This window comes from Streptomyces sp. 1222.5 (assembly GCF_900105245.1).
GTDB classification, from domain to species: Bacteria; Actinomycetota; Actinomycetes; order Streptomycetales; family Streptomycetaceae; genus Streptomyces; species Streptomyces albidocamelliae.
On sequence record NZ_FNSZ01000001.1, the window covers coordinates 4554055 to 4571909 of the forward strand.

Consider the following 17855-nt stretch of genomic DNA (forward strand, 5'->3'; position numbering starts at 1 on the left):
CTCCCTCAGTGGCCGGTCGACGGGTTGTACGTGGCGGACTTCACCGGCATCTCGACGGTGAGGGGGCCGGACTCGGCGAAGGTGAGCTTCACCGTGACGGTCTGGCCCCGCCGAGGCTTGCGCTTCAGCTCCTCGAACATCAGGTGGTTGCCACCGCTCCTGAACACGAGCCGGCCGTGGGCCGGTATGGCGAAGGAGGACTTCTCGGCCATCGCACCGCCGACGGTGCTGTGCATGGTGACCCGGCCGGCGACGTCACTGCTGACCGAGGTCAGCTCGTCCTCGGCCGTGCCCTCGTTGGTGATCGTCAGGAACCCGGCGGCCATGTCGGCGGAGACCGGCTGGGGCATGTAGGGGGAGCTGACCGACAGGCCGGCCTTCCCGGAGTCCGCCCCGGAGCCGGAGCAGCCGGCGAGGGCGAGGGCCCCGGCGAGGGCGGCCGCGGCCGGGACGGCACGCCTCACGGCTTGGCTCCCTCGACGAGCTTGGGCAGGTCCTTGGTGTAGTCGTCGACCGTGGCGCCCTCGCCGTAGAGGACGTATCCGCCGTCGGTCTTCGGCGAGAACGCGATGACCTGGGTGCCGTGCACGGAGACGACCTTGCCGTTCTTGTCCTTCGTCGTCGGCTCGATGGAGATGCCGACGGACCGGGCCCCGGCCTGGATGGTGGAGAAGTCCCCGGTCAGACCGACGAACGCCGGGTCGATGCCCTTGAGCCACTTGCCCAGCTCGGCCGGGGTGTCGCGGTCGGGGTCGGTGGTGACGAAGACGACCCGCAGATCGCTCTGCTCGGCCTTGGGCAGCGCCTTCTTGGCGACGGCGATGTTGCTCATCGTCGTGGGGCAGATGTCCGGGCAGTGCGTGTAGCCGAAGTAGAGCAGGGTCGGGTGGCCCTTGGTCTCGGCCCGCAGGTCGTACTTCTCGCCGTGCGTGTCGGTGAGGACCAGGTCGGGCTTCTCGAAGGGCCGGTCGAGCACGGTGGCGGCCTTGCCCGAGTCGGACTCGGAGACCACGGAGACCGATGACTTGCCGTCGTTCCCGCTGCCGCAGGCGGAGAGGGTCAGGGTGGCGGCGGCGAGCAGCGCGGCCGCGGCGAACGTCTTGTTGCGCATAGAAAAATGTCCCAGATGTGAGAACTCCGGCGCGCACCGGGGTCGTACGACAGCGTCGCACGGCCCCGGCGCGCGGACGGAACCTTGGCTCAGGCGGCGGTCCGGCGGCGGCCGGCGAGGACGCCGTAGGCGACGCCCGCGACGCCGATGACGATGCCGACCACGCCGAGCACGCGTGCGGTGGTGTCACTGCCGCCGTCGGAGCCGGAGTCCGCGGCGGCGGCCGTCTTCTCGGTCTTGGCGGCGGTGTCCTCGGCGGCCGCCGTGCCGTGGTGGTCGCCGGTCGCGGCGGACAGCTCCAGCACGGGGGCCGGGTTCTCCGGCTCGTCCTCGCCCTCCTTGGGCACCTCGATCCAGCGCACGACCTCCTTGTTGGAGTACGTCTGGACGGCCTTGAAGACGAGCTGGTCGGCGTCCTCGGGCAGGGCGCCGACGGAGAGCGGGAACTTCTGGAAGTAGCCGGCCTCGATGCCCTTGCCGTCGGCGGTCCAGGTGACCTTGGAGACGGCCTCGTCGATCTTCTCGCCGTGCATGGTCAGCGGCTTGTCGAGCTTGGACCTGGTGACCTGGATCTTCCAGCCCGGGATGGGCTGCGGCATCACCGAGGCGATCGGGTGGTCGGCCGGGAGGTTGACCTCGACCTTGGTGGTCGAGGCGTCGTCGCGCTCGTTGGGGACCTTGAAGTCGACGACCGCGTAGCCGCCCTTGGCCGCGGCGCCCTCGGGCTGGACGGTGACGTGCGCGAAGGCCGGGGCCGACAGGGTCAGTACGGCCGTGCCGGCGACGGCAGCGGCGGCGGCGACACGGGAGACGGTACGGCGAGAGGCGACACGAGAAGCCTGCATGGCAGGGGCACTCCACTCTGAGTGAAATCCGATGGTGGTCACGGTGGTGCTGAGAGATACGCGTGCGTGCGCGGTGCCACTCGCGGTGGTCGCGGTGGTCGGCGGTGCGCACGGGTGCGGCCGCGCGGACGCGGCCCTCTCCCACCGGCGGTGTGGAGTGGTGCGGTCGCGTCAGGCGGCGAGGGCGTACCCGGCGGCGGGCGGGCCGCGCCGGATCACCGTGTGCTGGAGTGCGCTGGTGCGGGGGGTGGGTGCCTCGTCCCGGGCGGTGCGGCGCCCGCACGGGGGCGGCTCGACGGCGGGCAGCAACCCGGCGCACAGGGCGTGCACCAGCGCCAGTGCCCCGCGCAGGGATCGTACGAGCGCCGCTTCGGCGACTCCGTGCGCCGACAGCTCGATCAACCGCAGCACGGCCAGGTCGCCCCGGCGCAGCAGCCAGCCCGCGGCCACGGCCGCGAGGACGTGGGCGAGCAGCATCGGCGGCGAGGGCAGCAGCGAGGCGGTGGAGGCGGCGGGATCGGCCATGTGCTGCATGGCCGGCATGGTGCCCACGGCCCGGCGCGAGGGGTCGATCAGATGCGCGTCGAGCAGCAGGCGGTAGGCGTGTCCGGGGGTGAGCACCGACGGCCCGGACCCGCACACGAGCCGCGCCGCCCGCTCGACGAGCTCGGTGCTGCTCAGCGAACCGTCCGGCGCGGCCATCGGCATTCCGCCCGAGGTCATCGCGGTGCCCCCGTGCCGGCCCAGCCCGAACAGCGTGTGCAGGGCGGTCTGGCCGAGTGCGAGGAGCGTGGCGATGGCCGGCATCGAGCGGGCCCGCCCGGCGAGCGGGGCCACGAGCAGCAGGGCGCCGGCGAAGCCCGCGCCGAGCGTCCACAGCGGCACGGTCGCGCAGGCTGCCAGACTGTGCCCGGCCGCGGCCAGCACGACGCAGACCGCGGCGAACACCGCGGCCCGCAGGATCCGGAGTCCGGCTCCGGGACGCGCCGTGCGCGGGTGGGGGGCAGTCATGGCGGCCTCATCATCGCACTGCCTGCCCCGCCGGCGTCCGCCAGGTGGCCGGAAGCGTCCCTCATACACCGATTCCTCCCCCCGCGCATCGACCGTATGGGCGGAGTCACGTCGACGCAGTGCTTACGGCCGCCTACGCGCGGCAATACGTAACGGTATGTCGAGCCGCGGCCTGGAGGCTGGAGCATGAGCATCTGGTGGTCACTCCATCTGCGCCGCGAGGCCGCGAGCGTGCCCCTGGCCCGGCGCCTGCTGATCGGCACGATGGAGACGGCGGGCGTCGACCCGGAGATTTCCTTCGACCTGTCCGTCGCGCTCAGCGAGGCCTGCGCCAACGCCGTGGAGCACGGCGGAGCCGGGGCGTCGGGCGGCGCCTCGGAGGCGTACCGGGTGACCGCCTACCTCGACGGCGAGAAGTGCCGCATCGAAGTGGCGGACTCCGGACCGGGGTTCACGCGCACCACCGACATCCGGCCCGTTCGGGCGGACGCCGAGCACGGCCGCGGACTCTGCCTCATCCGGGAGCTCGCCGACCACGTCCACATCGGTGCCGGTCACGGCCGGGGCGGCACGGTGGTCAGCTTCGACAAGATGCTCAAGTGGCGCGGTGGCGCGCCGTCCGTGGCGGTGTGAGACCTGCGCGGTCCGTTTCCCCCCGGGTGGTCCGTCCGGGGCCCGGCGCCCCTAGGGTGCGCGCCGAGACCGAGGAGCTGTCCGGCGGCGTGACGCTGCGGCTGCTCGCGCGCGGTGACGTGGACGCGATGTGCGCGGCCTATGTCGCGAACCGCCGGCATCTCCAGCCGTGGGAGCCGGTCAGGCCCGAGTCGTTCTTCACCGCGGCCGGTCAGTCCCGGCGGGTGCACGGACTGCTGCGGCAGTTCGCCGAGGGCACCGCACTGCCCATGGTGCTCGTCGCGGAGGACGGCCGGATCGTCGGGGCCGGCCCCTGTCGGGGATCTCCCGGGGCCCGTTCCTGAGCGCCCACCTCGGGTACTGGACCGCCGCCGACCGGCAGAACCGCGGACTGGCCAGTGCCATGGTCGAGCGGATGTGCCGGCTCGCACGGGACACGGTGGGACTGCACCGGATCGAGGCGTCCACGCTGGTGCACAACACCGGGTCGCAGCGGGTCCTGGCGAAGTGCGGGTTCGAGCCGATCGGCCTGGCCCCCGCCTATCTGCACATCGACGGCGCCTGGCGGGACTGCCGGCTCTTCCAGCGGATCCTGCACGATCGCGCCCCCGCGCTCTGACGCGCCGCCGGTCCGCGGGCCGCCGCCGGTCAGCCCACGAGCGCCGCTTCCCCCGCCGCCCGGGGCGCCCGGCGCCGCGCCGCCCGGCGCGCGGCCGGACCCATCGCGTACGACGCCACCGGCATCAGCGCGCCCAGCAGCAGCCAGCCGGGCGTGCCCCAGCCCAGCAGCAGCCAGGTCACCACCAGCGGGCCGAGCGTGCGGGCGACGGTCACGCCGGTGCCGAAGAAGCCCTGGTACTCGCCCATCCGGTCGGCCGGGGCCAGGTCGAAGGACAGCTGCCAGGAGCCCGCCGACTGCTGCATCTCCGCCATCACCTGGAGCACCGCGCCGGCGACCAGGATCGCCGCGGCGGGCCAGGCGGACCGTCCCGCCGACAGGGCGAACACCGCGCAGGAGGCGAGCATGACCAGGCCGGACCGGCGCAGCACCCGCACCGCGCTGCCGATCCCGTTGACGGCCCTGGCCGCCCGCACCTGGAAGAGCGTCACCGTCAGGGTGTTGAGCACGAACAGACCGGACGCCAGCCAGGCCGGTGCCCCGGTCCGCTCGGTGATCCACAGAGGCAGCGCGAGGCTCAGCAGCGGCAGCCGCAGCAGCAGCACGGCGTTGAGCAGCGCCACCACGGCGTACGGCCGGTCCCGCAGCACCGCGAACCGCCCGGTGCCGGCGACGAGGCCCAGCGGCCGTACGGCGGGCAGCCGCAGCAGGATCAGCGCGCACACCAGGAAGCACATCGCGTCCAGTGCGAGCACGCCCCGGTACGCCGCCGCCCGGGCGCCCAGCGCGAGCCCGCCGAGTGCCGCCCCGACCGCGAGCCCGCCGTTCAGCGTCGACTGCAGCCGCGCCAGCAGACCGGTCCGCTCGCCGGCCGGGACCAGACCGGCGAGCAGCGCCTGCCGGGCCGCGGCCAGACCCGACTGCGCGGAGGCGTACACGCAGGCGGCCAGGACGAACGGCAGGAAGCCCCGCACCAGGAGGAACGAGGCGACCGCGGCCGAGGTCCCCAGGGCCAGCAGCACCGACGTGCCGCGCGGCCCGCGCCGGTCCGCGAGCCGCCCGAGCGGCACCCCGACCAGCGAACCGACCGCCCAGCCGAGGGTCAGCCCGAGCCCCACGCGCGCCGGGGCGATCCCGGCGACCTGGGTGAAGTACAGCGCCGAGGTCACGTAGTAGGCGCCGTCGCCCACGGAGTTGGCGAGCTGGGCCAGGGCCAGGAGCCGCTGCGGTCGGTTCGTCATACCGATCACGGTAGGAGCCCGGGTGGACCTCCGGGCAGACCCAATCGACTGCCCTCTCAGTGGTCCACTTCTGGTGGCGGGGTCAGCCGTCCAGCACCTTCGCGAGCACTTCCAGGGCCTCCGGATAGGTCCGCTCCCGGGGGGTGCCGTAACCGACGACCAGGCCCTGCGGCCGGCCGGTGCCCGGAACGTGCCAGTGGTCGCCGAGGGCGCCGAGCGCGAGGCCCTCCGCCTCCGCGCGGGCCAGCGCGTCGGCCTCGTCGGGCACGTCGATCAGCGCGTGCAGGCCCGCCGCGATCCCGCGCACGCTGCGGCTCGGTCCCAGCCGGTCCAGGAGGTGGTCGCGGCGGCGCCGGTATCGCAGCCGGCACGCGCGCACGTGCCGGTCGTAGGCGTGGCTGTCGATGAGTTCGGCGAGCGCCAGCTGGCCGATGGTCTCGGTGTGGTGGTCGCTGTGCAGCTTGGCGTCGGCGACCGCGTCGACCAGGTGCGGCGGCAGCACCATCCAGCCCAGGCGGAGCGCGGGACCGAGCGTCTTGGAGGCGGTGCCCAGGTAGACGACCTGGCCGGGCGCCATGCCCTGCAGCGCGCCCACGGGCTGCCGGTCGTAGCGGAACTCGCCGTCGTAGTCGTCCTCGACGATCAGCGCGCCCCGGGCGCGGGCCCAGTCGGTGAGCGCGCGCCGCCGTTCGGGGTGCAGGGTGACCCCGGTCGGGTACTGGTGGGCGGGGGTGACCACCACGGCGGCCGCCTCGCCGAGTTCCTCCGGGCGTATCCCGCGCGCGTCGACGGACACCGGCCGCACGGTGCCGCCGTTGTGCCGCACCACCTCGCGGTGGAAGGGCAGCCCGGGGTCCTCCATGGCGACGGCCGAGCCGTCGAGCACCCGGGTCAGGAGCGCGAGGCCCTGGACGTACCCGGAGGTGATGACGATCCGCTCCGGGGGCGCGAGCACCCCGCGCGCCCGCCCCAGATAGCCGGAGAGCGCGGTGCGCAGTTCGATCCGCCCGCGCGGATCGCCGTAGTCGTACGCCAGTGACGGCGCGGTCGCTATGGCGCGGCGCAGCGCCCGCAGCCAGGCCGCTGCGGGGAACGCGCCGACATCGGGGCTGCCCGGGCGCAGGTCGAAACGCGGGGCACGCGCGTGTGCGTGCGGCCGCGGCGCCTCGGAGTCGACGGAGGGCAGGGAGGCGACCCGGGTGCCCGAGCCCTGCCGTGCCGTCAGATAGCCCTCTGCGACGAGCTGGTCGTAGGCCGCCTTGGCGGTGCCCCGGGAGATGCCGAGCTCGGCCGCGAGGCGCCGGGTCGCGGGCAGCCGGGTCCCGGGTCCGAGCCGTCCGTCGCGCACGGCGTCCCGGAGGGCCCGCTCCAGCCCGACACGGCGTCCGTCCGCCGCGTCGGGTTCGAGATGCAGGTCCACCCCCACACCGGACCAGAAGTCGTCCACGAACACCCTCCCCCTAGGCACGTGTGACCTTCGCACGTGTACGGACACGCCGATGGCCGGGCACCGCACGGGTGCCCGGCCATTCAGTGTCTTATCAGCCCTTGAGGGCCGACATCCACGCCTCGACCTCGTCGGAGCGGCGCGGCAGGCCCGCGGAGAGGTTCCGGTTGCCGTCCCGCGTGACGAGGATGTCGTCCTCGATGCGCACGCCGATGCCCCGGTACTCCTGCGGCACGGTCAGGTCGTCGGCCTGGAAGTACAGGCCCGGCTCGACGGTGAGCACCATGCCCGGCTCCAGCGTGCCCTCGACGTAGGTCTCGGTGCGCGCGGCCGCGCAGTCGTGGACGTCCATGCCGAGCATGTGGCCGGTGCCGTGCAGGGTCCAGCGGCGCTGCAGGCCCAGCTCCAGGACGCGCTCGACCGGGCCCTCGACCAGGCCCCACTCGACGAGCCGCTCGGCGAGCACGCGCTGGGAGGCGTCGTGGAAGTCCCGGTACTTGGCGCCCGGCTGTACGGCCGCGATACCGGCCTCCTGGGCGTCGTACACGGCGTCGTAGATCTTCTTCTGGATCTCGCTGTACGTGCCGTTGATCGGCAGCGTGCGCGTGACGTCGGCCGTGTACAGCGTGTGCGTCTCCACGCCCGCGTCCAGCAGGAGCAGGTCGCCGGAGCGGACAGGGCCGTCGTTGCGGACCCAGTGCAGGGTGCAGGCGTGCGGGCCGGCCGCGCAGATGGAGCCGTAGCCGACGTCGTTGCCCTCGACGCGCGCGCGGAGGAAGAACGTGCCCTCGATGTAGCGCTCGCTGGTCGCCTCGGCCTTGTCCAGGACCTTCACGACGTCCTCGAAGCCGCGGACCGTGGAGTCGACGGCCTTCTGCAGCTCGCCGATCTCGAACTCGTCCTTGACCAGGCGGGCCTCGGAGAGGAAGACGCGCAGCTCCTCGTCGCGCTCGGCGGTGACCTTGTCGGTCAGGGCCGCCTCGATGCCGGCGTCGTGGCCGCGCACGACCCGCACCGGGCCGGTGGCCTCGCGCAGCGCGTCGGCCAGCTCGCGCACGTCGGCGGCGGGGAGGCCGTACAGCGCCTCGGACTCGGTGAGGGAGTGGCGGCGGCCGACCCACAGCTCGCCCTGGCCGGAGAGCCAGAACTCGCCGTTCTCGCGGTCGGAGCGCGGCAGCAGGTAGATCGTCGCCTCGTGGCCCTGGCCGGCGGGCTCCAGCACCAGGACGCCGTCCTCGGTCTGGTTACCGGTGAGGTAGGCGTACTCGACGGAGGCGCGGAAGGGGTACTCGGTGTCGTTCGAGCGGGTCTTCAGGTTGCCCGCCGGGATCACCAGGCGCTCGCCCGGGAAGCGCGCGGAGAGCGCGGCACGGCGGCGCGCGGTGTGCGCGGCCTGCTCGATCGGCTCCAGGTCACGCAGCTCCGTGTCGGCCCAGCCGGACTGCATGCTCTCGGCCAGCTCGTCGGAGACGCCCGGGTACAGGCCGTTCTTCCGCTGCTTGACGGTCTCCTCGGACTCGGTCTCGGGGCCCTCCGCGGTAACGGAATCGGGCACAGCCGGGTTGAGCTCGTCGGACACGTGATCCTCCTCGATACGCCATTGATCTCCCCCGGAAGCCCGCGGCGCTCCTGCTTGTGGCCGAGCGGGGGGCCTCCATCATCGTACGGTCGTACCGGGAGCGGGCGGGGGCCGGATGACCTGTTATGCCCGGTCATGCCGGCCACGGCCGGCTGGGCCGTCAGTCGAAGCGCGCCGCCAGCAGGACCACGTCCTCCTCGCTGTCGGCCGTGTCCAGGCCGTCCGGCAGGACGGTGCGCAGGACGTGGTCGGCGACGGCGCCGGGGTCGTGGCGCAGTGCCCGCGGGATGCCCGCCGCGGCCGCGTGCAGCCGGGTGAAGGCGCGGTCCATCGGGTCGCCGGTGCGGTGCAGCAGCCCGTCGGTGTAGAGCAGGACCGTGTCGCCCGCCTCCGCCTGCACCTCGACGCTGGGGGCCTCCCAGCAGGCCAGCATGCCGAGCGGGGCCGAGACGGAGGTCTCGGCGAACTCGGTGCGCCGCTCGCCGATCAGCAGCGGCGGGCTGTGCCCGGCACCGGCCAGGGTGACCTTGCGCAGCGCCGGCTCGCAGTAGGCGAACAGGGCGGTGGCCGAGCGGGCCGGCTCGGTCAGCCGCAGCAGCAGCTCCAGGTCGGACAGGACGGCGACGGGGTCCTCGCCCTCCATCACCGCGTAGGCCCGCAGGGAGGCGCGCAGCCGGCCCATGGCGGCCACGGCGCTGGGCCCGGAGCCGGTGACCGAGCCGACGGACAGGCCGAGCGCGGCGTCCGGCAGCGGCAGCGCGTCGTACCAGTCGCCGCCGCCGCGCGGTCCGCTGCGGTGCCGGGCGGCGAGCTGGACACCGGCCACCCGGGGCAGCCGGGACGGCAGCAGTTCCTCCGTGAGGGTCACCATGCGCGCGCGGGTGCGTTCCACCTCCAGCAGCCGGGCGAGGTGCTCGGTGGCGTGCCGGACGTAGAGGCCGGCGAGGTGGCGCTGCCGCTCGTGGGGTTCGGCCGGCTCGTCGTAGAGCCAAGCGGCGGCGCCGAGGCGGCCGGCGGAGTCGGAGGCGAGGGGCAGGGCGTAGCTGGCGGCGTAGCCGAGACGGGCGGCGACCTCGCGGTGGCGGGGGTCGAGGCCGTCCTCGGCGAGCAGATCGGGATGGACGACCTCGGCGCCCTGGCCGGTGTCGTACGGCAGTGAAGCCTGCGGGACGGTCTCGATGTGCCCGAGGTCCGCCCGGCCGAGACCGAGGCCGAGGGTGGTGCGGGGGCCGAGTCCGTCACCGGGCTCCAGGACCACGAGGCCGCGGCGGGCGCCGACCAGGGCAGCCCCGGCGCGCAGCAGTTCCTGGAGGGCGGGCTCCAGCGCGTGCGTGCGGGAGAGCCGTTCGGTCAGTTCGTGGAGCGTGGTGAGGTCGGAGACCCAGCCGGCCAGCCGGTCCTGGAGGACGGCGCCGGGGGCGGGGGCGTGCGGGGCGGGGGCGTTCCGCACGGGCGGATCCGGGTCCGGGGAGGGCACCGCGTCCGGCGCGAGGGGCATGGGCGCGGCAGTGTGTGGGGCCGTGGGAACCGCTGAATCGATTCCGGCCACTTTCGGAGGATGCGGGGCGCTCATGGCGTCCGGCTTTCAGACCGGTGCGTTTTGCTCAAAAGCATCGCAAACCCCCATGTGATTCTGCGCCGCTAGCGGTGTCTCCACATGTACACGCACTCGTGAGGGGATGTCCAGCATTGTCCTGCCGGGATTCCTGGTGTCCATGGGGCGGACCCGGGTTTCCCGCTAACCCCTTGCCTTACTGCCAAGTTGGCTGAAAACTGCCTCAGGTATCGGTCCATTGCGGTCGACTGGCCCTGCTCCACGGAGCGTCACAGCGGTCGTGATGGGTACGTACTCGGAGAAGGCCAGGGGTGGCTGGGGGTCACCCGGAACCTGGCGACGGACCCGGGCGTCATAGCCACCGACGGCCGAGCCCCATCCTCCCGTGGCGGAGGCGGAGAGAAATACGCGCGACGGCAAACGCCATGCTTCGCCACCCCCACGCCGCAGCCGTGCTCGTGATGGACGTACCAGGAACGCGGGCGCGACCGATGCTCGACCCCACGGGGTTCCCCCTGTCGTGCGCAGGGGTGTGATGCGCCAACAGGTACGCACAGTGAAGTGATCGACTCATGTTGTGATGTGGACCACGGTGTTGCCAGCGGTGCAACGGAAAGGAACGAGCGCTCATGCGCGAGATCCTCGGAAGGCGACGCAGGCTCCTGTCCAGGCGGAACGGCGGGAGGCCCGAGCTGCTCAGCGCGGCCCTGAACTACGCGGGTGAATGGCGGTGGCCCGTGCTCCCGGGCGTGGCCCCGGACCCGCGGGGGCGGTCGCGGTGCGCCTGCCCCGACCCGGACTGCACGGTGCCGGGTGCGCACCCCTTCGACCCGGGTCTGCTCGCGGCCACCACGGACCCGCGCATGGTGCGCTGGTGGTGGACCAACCGGCCGGCCGCGCCGATCGTCCTGGCCACCGGCGGAACGGCGCCCTGCGCGGTCAGCCTGCCGGCGCTCGCCGCCTCCCGCGCCCTCGCCCTGCTCGACCGGCGGGGCATGCGCCTCGGCCCGGTCGTCGCCTCGCCCACCCGCTGGGCGCTGCTGGTGAAGCCGTACTCCATGGAACAGCTGGGCGAGCTGCTGTACGCCAAGGACTTCGTGCCCGGCTCCCTGCGCTTCCACGGCGAGGGCGGCTACCTGGCCCTGCCCCCGTCCGAGACCGGACAGGGCGGCGTCCGCTGGGAGCGTGCTCCGCTGCCCGGGTCGGCCTCACCCTGGGTGCCCGACGTGGAGGCCGTGGTCGACGCGGTCGTCGACGCCCTCACTCGTACGGGTGTGAGCGCGCCCGAGTTGTAGGGGTGTCCGGCGCGGACGGGGCGGACGGGGCCCGGCGCTCGTTATCTTCCGCACATGCAGCGTCATTCCGGGGGCCACCGCGTCCCAGAGCCGCTCCCGGGCGGGCCGGACTCCCGAAGGCTTCGTCTGCTCGCCCTCCTGGCCGTCGTGGCGGCCGTGGTCGCGCTGCCGCTGACCGTGGCCTCCGGCGGGCAGGTGGGCGACGCGGGACCGGCAGCCGTCCGGGCCCCACAGCGCGGCGCCGACGAGCGAGCCGGTGACACCGCGGCACATGACACGGACGCCGGCCGCCGTGACAAGGACGCCGGGGCGCGTGGCGGGGACGCGAAGATTCCCTCCGCCGCCCCGAGCCGCTCTCCCCTGCTCCTCGGGATCGGTCTCGCGACCGCCGCCCGCTGCGGGCCGGAACTCTCCTCGCCGGAGGGCATCGAAGCGCAGACCTGTGTGCTGATCCAGGGCGCGGACACCTGGGCACGCACCTACTACCGCAACGCCACGGGCGAGTCGCTGGACTCCGTGCTGAGCCTGATGGGGCCGGGCGGCCGGACCGTGCAGATGCACTGCGTGACGGGTACCGACGACGAGCCCGCCACCTGCGAGACGCCCCGCGAGCACAGCCGGGGCGGACCGGACGCCTACACGGCCGTCGCCGAGTTCGCCGGACGCGGTCCGGACGGCGGGCTGCTGCTGCGCTCGGGCAGCAATTCCTGATCCCTGAAAGGGAGTTGACGCCCGGCTGCCCGGCGTGCACCGGGTGCGGACATGGAAAAGGCCCGGTTGCTGGCGACGGGGGATGCACCAGCAACCGGGCTACTCGAACGGTAACAAGAGATCGGCGGTTCGCAAATTCCGTCCGGGGCATTCGGCCATCGATTTCCCTGGCGGGGCGGGGAGTTGTGACAGGAGTCACCTGTTGCCCCGACTGTCGTCACGGCTGACCGACCGTTCAGCCGTGACACACCCGTGCGGGACCTCAGCTGAGCGTGACCTGCCGGTTGGTCAGCCCGCCGCGGGCCCGGCGCTCGTCCGCCGTGAGCGGCTCCTCGGCCGCGAGCGCGGCGGCGAGGCGCTCGGCGAACTCGGCGGCCGGCTTCTCCACGTCCTCGGCCCCGACCCCGCTCGGCAGGTCCCAGACCGGCACGATGAGGCCGTGAGCACGGAAGGAGCCCACGAGCCGGGTGCCCTCGCCGAGGCTGGAGCGGCCCGCCGCGTGCAACCGCGCCAGAGCGTCCAGAAGCTGCTCCTCCGGATGCGGCATGACCCAGCGCAGGTGGTTCTTCTCCGGGGTCTCGCACCAGTACGCGGCGTCCACGCCGGCCAGCTTCACCGTCGGAATGGCGGCGGCGTTCGCCCGCTCCAGGGAGGCGGTCACCTCGGGGGTGGCGTTCTCCGCGTCCGGCACCCAGAACTCGAAACCGTCGTGCACGACCGGCTCGAAGGGGGCCTGCGCGTCGAGCAGGTCCTGCAGGCGCGGACCGTCGGAGGGGGCGCGGCGGCCCTGCACGGGGGTGCCGGGCTCCGCCACCAGCGCGCGCTGGAGCGTGTCGGCGAGGTCGCGGCTGATGTCGCCGGACGACGTGTCGTTCTGCAGGCCGATCATGACCGAGCCGTCGTCGCGGCGCAGCGCGGGCCAGGCCATCGGCAGCACGGTGGCGAGGGTGACCGACGGGACGCCCTCGGGCAGGCCGCCCGCGAGGGTCAGCTCCGCCGTCGCGGCCGGGACCAGTTCGCGCAGGGCCACCAGGTCGCACTCGCCGGACAGCCCCTCGAAGGGCCGCTGCACCAGCTCGGTCACGGCGTGCGAGGCCGCCCGGCCGTGACACGCCTTGTAGCGCCGGCCGCTGCCGCAGGGGCAGGGTTCGCGGGCGCCGACGACCGGAATCTCGCCATCAGCGCCTACGGCGGGGGCCCCGTCGCTGAGCTGGGGCCGCTTGGCCTTCGTCTGGGGTCGCTTCTTGGCCATCGTGGGGTCTCCCGGTTACGGCTCTTCTGGTACGGCGGGAGCCTAGCCGTTCAGGCCCCGAGCGACGGGAACCTGTGGACAACGCACGCGCGCTCGACGCCACTGGTGTGAACCGGTGGACGGCCGCGACGTCCCGACGCGCCAGAACAGGGGCCGCGTGGACCCGGGCGGACAGGCGCCCCTCGGCGTGTCAGCCGTGGGTCAGTCCATGTCCTCGAAGGCGTCCGCGAAGTCCAGGCCGGCCATGCCGGGGATCAAGGGCGCGGTGACGCGCGTAGCGAAACCGTTCACGCGGCATCCGGCGTCGGGATCGAGGACGTCCTCGTGGACCACCACCCAGACCGTCACCTCGCCCCGGACGTCGTCCCGGACTCCCCAGTCGTCGGCCAGGGCCGTGATGATGTTCAGCCCCCGGCCGCCGTGCGCCGTCACCGACGGGGTGGCCGGTGCCGGGCGGGTCGGGCCGCCGCCGTCCGTGACCTCGACGATGAGCCGGCCGTGCGGGTCGACCCGCCACGCGGCCAGGACGTCACCGTCGCCGGCCGGGGCGTCGCCCAGGGGCCGCCCGTGTTTGCAGGCGTTGCTCAAAAGTTCGGAAAGGATCAGTACGGCATCGTCGATGACCGATTCCGTCACGCCCCCGCTGCGCAGTTGCGCGCGCATCCGGTGCCGCGCCTTCCCCACGCCCGCAGGGCCATGGGGTACGGCCATGCTCGACGACGTGGGCACCTCCTGTGCCACCACCAACGCCACCCCCGAGACCTCCTTCGCCCCACGCCACGGTGTGGATGCCCCATGGGCCTGTACCGGAAACCGGCCAGTCCCCTTCCGCTGACGCATTCGAAACGGTCGTACCCGAAGCGAACGCGCCGGAGCACTCCCTGTGACGATCCGGACCCCCACGGTGACCCCTGGGTCGACGTGTGGCTGGATTTCAGTGGTGTGGCCGAGACGGGAGGATCCAGCAGTCCCGCGGCCGGGTCAAGGGCCGTGCACGGTTTCTCGACCGCCTCTTGGCACAAACGCCTCCCGGGTCACCGCCCTGGCGTCCCGGGGATCAGCGGCCGAGCCGGTCCAGCACCGCGCGCGGGCGGTTGGTGATGATCGCGTCGACGCCGAGCCGGACACACAGGTCGACGTCCTCGGGCTCGTTCACGGTCCACACGTGGACCTGGTGACCGGCTTCCTTCAGCCGCTCCACGAGGACCGGGTGATTGCGCACGATGCGGATCGAGGGGCCGGCGATCCGCACGCCCGCGGGCAGCCGCCCGTCGCGCAGCCTGGGGGAGACGAACTGCATCAGGCAGACCGTCGGCAGGGTCGGCGCGGCCGCGCGCACGCGGTGCAGCGAGCGCGCCGAGAAGCTCATGATCCGCACCGGGGACTCGGCGGCGGTGGCCGGCGCGTCCAGACCGAACCGCTTGAGCAGCATCAGCAGCCGTTCCTCGACCTGGCCGGCCCAGCGGGTGGGGTGTTTGGTCTCGATGGCCAGCTCCACCCGCCGTCCCGCGCCCGAGACCAGTTCCAGCAGTCGCTCCAGCGTGAGGACGGAGGTGTCCGCCGGGTCCTCCGGCCGGTGCTCCCAGTCGGGCTCCTCGTCGCGGCCGCGCCAGGCCTCGCGGGTCTTCCAGGAGCCGAAGTCGAGAGCGGCGAGATCGGCCAGCTCCAGCGCGGAGACGGCGCCCCGGCCGTTGGAGGTACGGTTCACCCGCCGGTCGTGGACGCAGACCAGATGGCCGTCCGCGGTCAGCCGTACGTCGCACTCGAGGGCGTCCGCGCCGTCCTCGATCGCCTTCCGGTAGGCGGCGAGGGTGTGCTCGGGCGCGTCCTCGGAGGCGCCCCGGTGGGCGACGACCTGGATGGAGTGCTGTGGTGCGTGGGTCACCGCGTCATGGTGCCACCGTCGCCGGGTAGACGGGGCGGCGCGGAGGAATCCGTGCGACGAACAGGGGCATAGGCCCTCGAACTTTATGCAACCTTTGCGTTGAAGATCCTATATAAAGAAGAGTCCCGGACCCACAGCCACCGCTTATGGTGCTCTGACGGCCCGTGGGAAAAGCTGACTGCAGACAAGTGCGACCGACGAACACAGGCGTGGATCGAGGAGAAGAGCTGTGAGCACCGAGAACGAGGGCAACGCGGTACCCCCGGCCCCGTCCGCACCTCCCGTGCCGGTGGCCTCTCCCGCCGCTTCCCCGCAGGGCCCCGCGCCCGACGGGAACGCGCCGACGGCCCCGCTGCCGCCGGTGCCCCAGGACACCCGGGCAGCCGCCCACGAGCAGGACCCGGCCTTCGGTCAGGCCGCCGCGCACCAGGCGGGCCCGGCCCCCGACGGCTCCTGGCCGCCCCCGCCGCCGTCCACCCCGTCCTACGGCGACGGCGGTGCCGGAGGCTACGGCGGCGCGGGCGGCACCGGCTGGGGGGCCTCGTACCAGCAGCCCGCCCCGAAGCCCCGCAACGGGCGCGGCGGTCTGGTCGCCGCGGTCCTGGTGGCCGCGCTGGTCGCCGGCGGTCTGGGCGGTGGCCTCGGCTACACCCTGGCCCGGGACAACGACAGCGGCGGCTCCACCACCGTCTCGGCCTCCGACAGCGGGGCCGCGCAGGTCAAGCGTGCTCCCGGCACGATCGCCAACGTGGCCGCCCGGGCCCTGCCCAGCACGGTCACCATCGAGGCCGAGAGCAGCAACGGCGAGGGCGGCACGGGCACCGGCTTCGTCTTCGACAAGCAGGGCCACATCGTCACCAACAACCACGTGGTCGCCGACGCGGTGGACGGTGGCAAGCTCACGGCCACCTTCCCCGACGGCAAGAAGTACGACGCCGAGATCGTCGGCCACGCGCAGGGCTACGACGTCGCCGTCATCAAGCTCAAGAACGCGCCGTCCGACCTGAACCCGCTCGCCCTCGGCAACTCCGACAAGGTGGCCGTCGGCGACGAGACCATCGCCATCGGCGCCCCCTTCGGCCTGTCCAACACGGTGACGACCGGCATCATCAGCGCCAAGGACCGCCCCGTCGCCTCCAGCGACGGCAGCTCCAGCAGCAAGGCGTCGTACATGAGCGCCCTGCAGACCGACGCGTCCATCAACCCGGGCAACTCGGGCGGCCCGCTGCTGGACGCCTCCGGCGCGGTCATCGGCATCAACTCCGCGATCCAGTCCAGCAGCAGCGGCGGCTTCGGCTCCGGCCAGTCCGGCTCGATCGGCCTGGGCTTCGCGATCCCGATCAACCAGGCGAAGTACGTCGCCCAGCAGCTGATCAAGACCGGCAAGCCGGTGTACGCGAAGATCGGCGCGTCCGTCTCCCTGGAGGACTCCACCGACGGCGCGAAGATCACCGACCAGGGCGCGGCGGGCGCCGCGGCGGTCGAGACGGGCGGCCCGGCCGACAAGGCCGGCCTCAAGCCCGGCGACGTCATCATCAAGCTCGACGACCACGTGATCGACAGCGGCCCGACCCTGATCGGCGAGATCTGGACCCACAAGCCGGGCGACAAGGTCAAGATCACCTACAAGCGGGGCGGCCAGGAGCACACCGTGGACCTGGCGCTGGGCTCGCGCGACGGCGACAGCTGACACCGGCGGGCGGTACGCGCGCACAGGGGTGCCTCTCCACGGGGGCACCCCTTTCGCGTGCCATCACCGCGCCCACCACCAACTCACGGCCTCTGTGGGCGGCTTGGCCACCACTCGTCCGTCACCACGGAAAACGACTTGTCCGGGCGGCCGTGACGCCCGCACGATCTCCCCATGACCACCATCACCGCACTCCTGCCGCTGTCCGCCGCCGTCCGATCGGCGCGCGCCCAGCAGCAGACCGGCCGACCGTGGAGACCGACGCCCGTCTCCGCATGAGCGCGGCCCTCGTCGCGGGGCTCCTCGCCGGCTATGGCATCGCCATGCCCGTGGGAGCGGTCGCGGCGTACCTCGTGGCGCTGACCGCCCGGACCTCCTTGCGGATCGGCGCCTGTGCCGCCCTCGGAGTGGCGACCGCCGACGGCCTGTACGCGGCGATCGCCGTGATCGGAGGCTCCGCGCTGACGCGCGTCGTCGAACCGGTCGCGCCGCAGCTGCGCTGGGGCGCCGCCCTGGTCCTCCTCGCGCTGGCGGCGCACAGCGCGGCAACGGCGATCGCCCGTCACCGCACCCCGCGGACGGCGTCCCGCACCGACGACGCGCCCCTGGGCCCCGCGCGGGCCTATCTGGGGCTGTGGGGCATCACGATGGCGAACCCGCTCACCGTGATCTACTTCGCGGCCCTCGTGCTCGGCAGCCAGACCGGTGCGGCGGCCGACGCCCCGGAGCGGACCGTGTTCGTGCTCGCCGCCTTCGCGGCCTCCAGCAGCTGGCAGTTGCTGCTCGCCGGCGGGGGAGCACTGCTCGGCCGGCTGCTGACCGGCAGCCGCGGGCGGCTCCTCACCGCCCTGGCCTCCAGCGCCGTGATCACCGCACTCGCCGCCCGCATGCTCCTCGTACCGCCGTGACGGGCGCGGGCGAACGGAGCGGGCGGCCGCATGGGGACCACGCCGCCCGCCGGGCGCCCGCTCCCGGTACGCT

The 17855-nt window shown here is 73.4% G+C and carries 18 protein-coding genes; 7 read left to right on the forward strand and 11 right to left on the reverse strand.

The genetic code is table 11. From position 1 onward, the window contains the following. Positions 1-5: 5 nt before the first annotated feature. From BLW57_RS20380 to BLW57_RS20395, 4 genes are all read right to left on the reverse strand, one after another. Positions 6-464 (reverse strand): copper chaperone PCu(A)C, encoded by a 459-nt coding sequence (locus tag BLW57_RS20380; protein WP_093476356.1) that lies wholly within the window; start codon positions 462-464, stop codon positions 6-8. Next, on the reverse strand, positions 461-1111 hold the full coding sequence (locus BLW57_RS20385; RefSeq protein WP_093476358.1) for an SCO family protein: 651 nt from the start codon (positions 1109-1111) through the stop codon (positions 461-463). The genes BLW57_RS20380 and BLW57_RS20385 overlap by 4 nt, the downstream gene beginning before the upstream one ends. Before the next feature lie 89 nt (positions 1112-1200). After that, positions 1201-1956 (reverse strand): YcnI family copper-binding membrane protein, encoded by a 756-nt coding sequence (locus tag BLW57_RS20390; RefSeq protein ID WP_093476359.1) that lies wholly within the window; start codon positions 1954-1956, stop codon positions 1201-1203. Between the two features lie 171 nt (positions 1957-2127). Further along, positions 2128-2967 (reverse strand): hypothetical protein, encoded by an 840-nt coding sequence (locus tag BLW57_RS20395; protein ID WP_093476361.1) that lies wholly within the window; start codon positions 2965-2967, stop codon positions 2128-2130. Positions 2968-3153: 186 nt separating this feature from the next. Between BLW57_RS20395 and BLW57_RS20400 the strand changes: the two genes are divergently transcribed. Genes BLW57_RS20400 through BLW57_RS42400 form a run of 3 tightly spaced genes read left to right on the forward strand, consistent with a single transcriptional unit; the run spans position 3154 to position 4219 of the window. Next, positions 3154-3600 carry an ATP-binding protein gene (locus BLW57_RS20400; RefSeq protein ID WP_093476362.1) on the forward strand — a complete coding sequence of 149 codons (447 nt, stop codon included), beginning with the start codon at positions 3154-3156 and terminating at the stop codon, positions 3598-3600. Positions 3601-3656: 56 nt separating this feature from the next. Further along, positions 3657-3944 carry a GNAT family protein gene (locus tag BLW57_RS42395; RefSeq protein WP_256339541.1) on the forward strand — a complete coding sequence of 96 codons (288 nt, stop codon included), beginning with the start codon at positions 3657-3659 and terminating at the stop codon, positions 3942-3944. 47 nt (positions 3945-3991) lie between these two features. Beyond that, entirely contained in the window at positions 3992-4219 is a 228-nt protein-coding gene (locus BLW57_RS42400) for a GNAT family N-acetyltransferase (RefSeq protein WP_371127863.1), read from the forward strand. A 29-nt stretch (positions 4220-4248) separates the two neighbouring features. Here the strand turns inward: BLW57_RS42400 and BLW57_RS20410 are convergent, their stop codons facing one another. From BLW57_RS20410 to BLW57_RS20425, 4 genes are all read right to left on the reverse strand, one after another. Then, a complete protein-coding gene (locus BLW57_RS20410) occupies positions 4249-5460 on the reverse strand; it encodes an MFS transporter (protein WP_093476364.1) in 1212 nt (403 codons plus the stop codon). Between the two features lie 82 nt (positions 5461-5542). Next, positions 5543-6907, reverse strand: coding sequence for a MocR-like pyridoxine biosynthesis transcription factor PdxR (locus tag BLW57_RS20415; RefSeq protein WP_093480789.1), 1365 nt, complete (start codon positions 6905-6907; stop codon positions 5543-5545). A 94-nt stretch (positions 6908-7001) separates the two neighbouring features. Beyond that, positions 7002-8486: an aminopeptidase P family protein gene (locus tag BLW57_RS20420; protein ID WP_093476365.1), complete on the reverse strand. Its 1485-nt coding sequence runs from the start codon at positions 8484-8486 to the stop codon at positions 7002-7004. A 160-nt stretch (positions 8487-8646) separates the two neighbouring features. Next, positions 8647-10059 carry a PP2C family protein-serine/threonine phosphatase gene (locus tag BLW57_RS20425; protein WP_093476367.1) on the reverse strand — a complete coding sequence of 471 codons (1413 nt, stop codon included), beginning with the start codon at positions 10057-10059 and terminating at the stop codon, positions 8647-8649. Between the two features lie 611 nt (positions 10060-10670). Between BLW57_RS20425 and BLW57_RS20430 the strand changes: the two genes are divergently transcribed. Both BLW57_RS20430 and BLW57_RS20435 read left to right on the forward strand, forming a co-directional pair. After that, complete coding sequence (locus BLW57_RS20430; protein ID WP_093476368.1) at positions 10671-11336, forward strand: bifunctional DNA primase/polymerase; 666 nt, start codon at positions 10671-10673, stop codon at positions 11334-11336. Positions 11337-11390: 54 nt separating this feature from the next. Beyond that, entirely contained in the window at positions 11391-12047 is a 657-nt protein-coding gene (locus tag BLW57_RS20435; protein WP_256339543.1) for a hypothetical protein, read from the forward strand. A 262-nt stretch (positions 12048-12309) separates the two neighbouring features. On the opposite strand, the gene BLW57_RS20440 is transcribed toward BLW57_RS20435, so the two are convergent. The 3 genes from BLW57_RS20440 to BLW57_RS20450 form a co-directional block, all read right to left on the reverse strand. Next, entirely contained in the window at positions 12310-13299 is a 990-nt protein-coding gene (locus tag BLW57_RS20440; protein ID WP_093476370.1) for a DUF5926 family protein, read from the reverse strand. Between the two features lie 201 nt (positions 13300-13500). Continuing rightward, positions 13501-14139 carry an ATP-binding protein gene (locus tag BLW57_RS20445; RefSeq protein ID WP_093476371.1) on the reverse strand — a complete coding sequence of 213 codons (639 nt, stop codon included), beginning with the start codon at positions 14137-14139 and terminating at the stop codon, positions 13501-13503. Between the two features lie 217 nt (positions 14140-14356). Then, positions 14357-15184: a glycerophosphodiester phosphodiesterase gene (locus BLW57_RS20450; RefSeq protein ID WP_093476373.1), complete on the reverse strand. Its 828-nt coding sequence runs from the start codon at positions 15182-15184 to the stop codon at positions 14357-14359. Positions 15185-15413: 229 nt separating this feature from the next. Here BLW57_RS20450 and BLW57_RS20460 point away from each other — a divergent pair, with 229 nt between their 5' ends. Together BLW57_RS20460 and BLW57_RS20465 are read left to right on the forward strand one after the other, a co-directional pair. Next, a complete protein-coding gene (locus BLW57_RS20460; protein ID WP_093476374.1) occupies positions 15414-16874 on the forward strand; it encodes a S1C family serine protease in 1461 nt (486 codons plus the stop codon). A gap of 275 nt (positions 16875-17149) precedes the next feature. Further along, complete coding sequence (locus BLW57_RS20465) at positions 17150-17782, forward strand: LysE family transporter (RefSeq protein ID WP_093480791.1); 633 nt, start codon at positions 17150-17152, stop codon at positions 17780-17782. Positions 17783-17855 lie beyond the last annotated feature (73 nt).

Coding starts and splice junctions, on each gene's coding strand:
- BLW57_RS20440 (WP_093476370.1), bottom strand. CDS start 13,299: ATGGCCAAGAAGCGACCCCAGACGAAGGCCAAGCGGCCCCAGCTCAGC.
- BLW57_RS20435 (WP_256339543.1), top strand. CDS start 11,391: ATGCAGCGTCATTCCGGGGGCCACCGCGTCCCAGAGCCGCTCCCGGGC.
- BLW57_RS20465 (WP_093480791.1), top strand. CDS start 17,150: ATGAGCGCGGCCCTCGTCGCGGGGCTCCTCGCCGGCTATGGCATCGCC.
- BLW57_RS20400 (WP_093476362.1), top strand. CDS start 3,154: ATGAGCATCTGGTGGTCACTCCATCTGCGCCGCGAGGCCGCGAGCGTG.
- BLW57_RS20425 (WP_093476367.1), bottom strand. CDS start 10,059: ATGAGCGCCCCGCATCCTCCGAAAGTGGCCGGAATCGATTCAGCGGTT.
- BLW57_RS20430 (WP_093476368.1), top strand. CDS start 10,671: ATGCGCGAGATCCTCGGAAGGCGACGCAGGCTCCTGTCCAGGCGGAAC.
- BLW57_RS20410 (WP_093476364.1), bottom strand. CDS start 5,460: ATGACGAACCGACCGCAGCGGCTCCTGGCCCTGGCCCAGCTCGCCAAC.
- BLW57_RS20395 (WP_093476361.1), bottom strand. CDS start 2,967: ATGACTGCCCCCCACCCGCGCACGGCGCGTCCCGGAGCCGGACTCCGG.
- BLW57_RS20445 (WP_093476371.1), bottom strand. CDS start 14,139: ATGCGTCAGCGGAAGGGGACTGGCCGGTTTCCGGTACAGGCCCATGGG.
- BLW57_RS20390 (WP_093476359.1), bottom strand. CDS start 1,956: ATGCAGGCTTCTCGTGTCGCCTCTCGCCGTACCGTCTCCCGTGTCGCC.
- BLW57_RS20385 (WP_093476358.1), bottom strand. CDS start 1,111: ATGCGCAACAAGACGTTCGCCGCGGCCGCGCTGCTCGCCGCCGCCACC.